Annotated in this window: 5 protein-coding genes; all 5 read right to left on the bottom strand. The window is 44.6% G+C overall.

The window, feature by feature from the left end; translation table 11 throughout:
* Positions 1–48: 48 nt before the first annotated feature.
* Positions 49–591, bottom strand: a complete 543-nt coding sequence (locus OXN25_16050; GenBank protein ID MDE0426365.1) for a type I restriction endonuclease — start codon at positions 589–591, stop codon at positions 49–51.
* Positions 592–687: 96 nt separating this feature from the next.
* A complete protein-coding gene (locus OXN25_16045; GenBank protein MDE0426364.1) occupies positions 688–1,809 on the bottom strand; it encodes an Rpn family recombination-promoting nuclease/putative transposase in 1,122 nt (373 codons plus the stop codon).
* A gap of 114 nt (positions 1,810–1,923) precedes the next feature.
* Positions 1,924–3,264 carry a restriction endonuclease subunit S gene (locus tag OXN25_16040; protein ID MDE0426363.1) on the bottom strand — a complete coding sequence of 447 codons (1,341 nt, stop codon included), beginning with the start codon at positions 3,262–3,264 and terminating at the stop codon, positions 1,924–1,926.
* 617 nt (positions 3,265–3,881) lie between these two features.
* A complete protein-coding gene (locus tag OXN25_16035) occupies positions 3,882–4,742 on the bottom strand; it encodes a DUF4268 domain-containing protein (protein MDE0426362.1) in 861 nt (286 codons plus the stop codon).
* Between the two features lie 138 nt (positions 4,743–4,880).
* The coding region (locus OXN25_16030) for a hypothetical protein (protein MDE0426361.1) at positions 4,881–5,184 on the bottom strand (304 nt) is incomplete at its 5' end.

Raw genomic sequence — 5,184 nt, 5'->3', positions numbered from 1 at the left:
AGCGACGACTGAGAATATATCAACTCATTTTCTAATTTTGCGTAAGTCCTATTTAAACAAAGGTTCCCTTGAATTCCGATCTGTCCGGTACTGTTTCTCCGCATCTCTCACCACCTGACCGGTGAGACTGTTCTTCAGCTCCATTGTCACAACTGGCAACCCGTTGAGGAACAAGACCATATCCAGAGACTTCTCGTTCTGCTGTGCGTAATGCAGTTGTCGAATGAGGGAGAATCGGTTCTGGGCGTAGAGGCGTTGGTGGTCGGGGTTCATGCCACTTGCGGGTTGGAAGTAAGTCAGGTTAAAATCACAACCCCTATCTTTAACACCCTTCCGCAACACGTCCAGTACGCCACGACTCGCAATCTGTTTACTCACACGGTCGAGGAGTTTTAGGGGTGTGTCCGGACCGTACTGGCGTTCCAGTTTCTGATATGTCTTGGGTTGTGTGTCCCGAATAAACTGCAGCGTCTCATCAGGGACGAGGCAGCGGGATCTATCGTAGTCTGTAGATTGTAACGACCGGTAGCCCGACTGATTTAGGTGTGCTTCGATGTGATCTTCAAAATCTGTTTCTGTATACGTCGGCACGGTCTACACCTCGTCAAATAGATAAGGGTTGTTCTTGGAGCATAGAGGGGGCACGTAACTCCGAATCGTCACATCATCAATCATTTCAAAGAGAGTTTAAGAAAAATGGGTATCTATTTCATCTAAACTTTGCGCGGTCATCGTTTGCTCTAAGAGTGTGTCGAGGTGTGTTAGGTTGTCAATATTGCGGATTTGACGTGAAAGCGTTTCAGGCACATGCTGAAATTGGAGCTGCAGGAGTTTGAGGACGGCATCCTGTTTACCTTCTGCTTTGCCTTGTTGTATACCTTCTGCTTTGCCTTGTTGTATACCTTCTGCTTTGCCTTGTTGTATACCCTCTGCTTTGCCTTGTTGTATACCCTCTGCTTTGCCTTGTTCTCTGAGAAAATCAGCCGTTGTCTGTGCCATTGTCTCTAACTCCTTAGGGTCTTGAATGTGTTGTCTGATAATATCTACTAAAGCATCGCGCTCCTCAAGAGAACGCCGGTGGAATATCAACTGCACAAAATACCGGAGTGCCTCTGCAACTTGGGGTGCAAAACCTTCATCTACTGACACTATATGCGATACAGCAGCTGCTAAGGCTTCGCGTATCTCTTCTGTTTGCTCTGCATGCTCCTTTTGAAGCACACGGAACAACCAACCCAGCGGATGTCCGAACTGCGTCAGCACCTCTGCTTCAGTCTCCTTCACCGCTAAAAACAGCGTGTCAAAACTTGGGACGAAACGCTCCAAGATTTCAGGAATATCCATGATCGCCGTCAGGGACACCGGTACTGTCCACCGACGGTCCCCGGTATAAAGCAGGATTGGTAGGATCGGTTGTAAACGTCTTTCACTTTCAGGCAACTTCTCCCTTTCCCATTCCCGCCGTTGCGACTCCCAGATTTGCACCATGTAAGACAATAGCCGAAACCCCATCGTTTTATCCACGGTAGATTGATGTTCAATGAGGATATAGATGAGCAGCGCATCAGTATCTATGGCATCTGTGTCTTCTTGAAACGGAACACTCAATAGGATATCTGACTCGCGTTCTTGCAGTGCTTTAGAGATGAAACTTCTTTTTTGGTATGTGATTCGACTGAAGTCGAGAAACACCTCAATGTCCGGTGCAATAATTTGGACTAATCCCCTCACATATTCCCTGTCTTGCAGCAAGCGTCTGAGGCTCCGGTCAGGGAAGTGTTCTATCTGCGTATCTTGTGTCGCGTTCATAAATGCCTATGCTTTCAAGAGTTGAAAAAACGTTTTGCAAAGTATAGCATAGAAATATCGAAAAAATCAACGCGATATGTATCTCGCGCCGAATCAGAAAAGAAAAAATAGGGTCTACACCTCGTTACGGACATCTATCTTGCCGGTCACTGCTTCGGAGATGAGGGATTGACGGTATTCCTTGAGGAGTTCAATCTTTCGCTGCTCTGCGGTTATCAGTTCGTCAATTTGTTGGGTTTTTTGGTCGAGAAAATTGGCGATTTGGGTTTGTTCTTCTTCCACGATTAAAGGAATATATTGGCTTTCTGCAGATTCACGATTCAAACCTGGAAGTACACTATTGCGAAATCTTTCCAGTTTAAGGGCTTGAAGGATGTAGTATAGCCAACGGAGGTTTACATGAGAAGTACGTCTGTCAATATAGTATGCTGTATCAATAACGAAGCAGGAAACATCAGAATATTGTATTTTACCCAGAGATCCTTTACGTCCAACGATAATTGCGGGTGATAAGGTGTTTGCTGAAGAATGAGTGTCGATAATGCCATTAGACCCATATACAGGCACGACACCGTTGTCCCTATTTTCGGAAATTAAAGTATCACCGTAAACTAAACGCGCTGCGTACTTCAACATAACCGGAGTCCAATGTGCTGGCATCTCTCCAATCCACTCCACGCCCGAGGGTTTCATCTCCACATTCGGGCCAAGTCCTTTTGTCACTGCCTGATTTATGAGTGCGGTGCGTTGTTCCAGCAGTAGTTCTATCTGTCGTTCTTTGATGCGGATGAGCTCGTCAATCTGTTTGGTTTTGTGGTCGAGGAAGTTAGCGATTTGGGTTTGTTCTGACAAGGACGGATAGAAAACAGTAACATCCTTGAAATCCTCAAATCGTAGTTCCCACTGGCCTATTCTCACCCCATAGGATAATCTGTTAAACTCCTGAATGTAAGGCTGAGACCTAAGCAAATAATGGAAATACTTCCCATGAAAATGTCTCTTAGGATTACAGACGGTATAAGCCGGGCTGACAATTCCTCTATATTCCGAGACTCCTAAAGAACCTTGCCAACATTTCATTTTGTTAAATACGAAATCCCCGGGTTCAACGAGTTTATAGTTTGATGTGTCCGCTGATACCCTGTTGTAATTATCGTCTCTGCTGTCTCGCTTAATGACCCCGTAATCTCTGTAAACAGACAAATTGATTTCCCCAGATGTTTGCTTTATGTGCTTCAATTCAAAGAGATTGGCACACCGCACTGTATCCCAATGCTTTGGTATACTTCCAATAAATTCAACTCCACTCTCTTTATATTCAGGATAACGTCTGAATCGCGGATTTTCTCGGATTACACGGATTTCGCGGATTTTGTTATCGGCCATGTCAAGTTCTCTTTCACGAAGGTAGTGTTCTGTCACATCTAAACTGAGAGTCAGTTTGTAGTAGGGCAATTCATTGCCCGTTCCTGACGTGCGATAAATCGCACTACTACGAGCCGAGGTTTCCCCATCATTTGAAGGTTGACAGAACAGTAGTTTCAATTATGAGTTGCAGCGGTGCGTTGTGATAGAATCAGGCTCTTATATTTTACTAAAGTTTGGACAATTCTTGACATAGCACTCCGCTGGAGTGCAGCTATGGTTTCCATCTCCGATTGCTATAGACATATCACGCCGAAATCAACGGTATGAATGCGAATCAACGGTATGAGGTCTCCCGTATGGGCTTCCCCGGATGGCATTCCCCGGGCGTGAAGAAAAACATTTAGACTGTGGTCTAAAAAACCGATGGCATTACAGTTTGGACAATTTTAACGATACACATCTCGCCCCGCTGGGGCTTATACCTTGGAGGCAAGACGTTTCTATACACATTTCGCCCCGCTGGGGCTGCTCATATTCGCGCCTGAAACTCTTTCTGCAACCTACGCTTCTGAGAAAACTCGCTAAAAAACGCCAAGATATTGGAAAATACAACCTGAAACAAAAACAAATTGTCCAAACCATAGCAAAATTACTTGCCCAGAAAAAATTACATACAAGGTTGCGTTCCAATTGCTCGCTGAACGCTAAGACCTAAACCCCATCGTTAGTTTTTCAAGTCGCGGATGGAATACGGCATATAATTTTTCAAGGGTATCAGCCAACCATTCGTGTTGATTATGCCAATCTTTCTTATCGGTAGGATCTGCATCTCGATTTCTGAAAGCCACGCGTTTCTCAGATTTTGCCCTTGCCCACCATTCCAATTTGTCACCAAAGTCTCTCTCAATTTCTTCTTCCTGCACCCTTAACGAGTAGAAGTGACCTATCGCATTTGCACCCCTCATGACCAACGCAGCACTGATTTCCTTACGCTTAATAGTCTGCCTTGCTCTTAACGAGAAACCTTTTATGCCAATCTGCAAATCTCGGTAATGAGAGGCATTAACCGTTGGGGGTTGTAACCAACTGTCTCGCCGGTCTAAATGTTCGGATAGCCTTTTCCAGTATTTAATATTCTGTAATTGTCTTTCGGTAAAATTTTCCTTTTCAGTAAAATTTTTCTCTGTAACTTGTTTAGATACCGTTTTACCTGAAGTCCCTAATGCGCGGTGTGCCCCTGTATCGGACATTATGTTTGTCGGAGGTAGATTAATAGGAGCCTCCGCTCCAAAAGATGTGAAAATTGAACTCAGAATATGGAAAGGTGGCATAGATCCATTGTTTACAATGTCTGAAAGAAACCTCGGATCAATGTCTGCATGTTCCGATACGCTCAGAATCCCACCTTGTGCTTCTATGACATTTTTTATTCCCTTTAAAAAAAATGCTTTGTCGCCATCATCTAAATATTCTTCAAGAGAAACTTCAAGATAGCCGATAACATCTTCTGGATCAGAAAGGCGTTCCATTAAAACTTCATGCCATGTTCTAAAGCGTTCCATCATTCTCCCGTTCCAGTGCTCCCATGCAATCACGGACAAGATTTTAGCGATGATGTCTGATTTTTGGGACCCGTCCACTGTAAGTTTGCGGACATAGAAGCACAGGCTAACAGCCTATGCTACACTTATGAAATCCGTCTATCATACGCACCATGCTTTCCAATCCAATCCAGCCTTTATCTCTTTGAGTGCTTCCTCGCGTAGATAATCAAGTTTTCCCGCTTTTATATCCGCTTCAAGTTGTCTATCCCATGCTTCCTCACGCGCCTCTAAAGCCTCACGGAGTTTAGCGGTAAGAGTTCTCAAAAGTTCGGTCTTGGTCTTCGCTTCACACACTACTTCTGGAATATCTGGAATCCATCCGCGCCATCCAGCAGATTTTTTTGTCACGTGATAGCACCCACTACCTAAAGGTAGGGGCTTCGGTTTCATAGCGACTGCGGTT

This window comes from Candidatus Poribacteria bacterium (assembly GCA_028820845.1).
GTDB lineage: Bacteria > Poribacteria > WGA-4E > WGA-4E > WGA-3G > WGA-3G.
Note: the sequence above shows the minus strand (reverse complement) of the source record. Positions and strands in the feature narration are given on the sequence as shown.

What these genes read in the sequence shown, in the direction of transcription:
- OXN25_16045 (MDE0426364.1), bottom strand. Translation starts at nt 1,809, where the DNA reads ATGAACGCGACACAAGATACGCAGATAGAACACTTCCCTGACCGGAGC.
- OXN25_16035 (MDE0426362.1), bottom strand. Translation starts at nt 4,742, where the DNA reads ATGATGGAACGCTTTAGAACATGGCATGAAGTTTTAATGGAACGCCTT.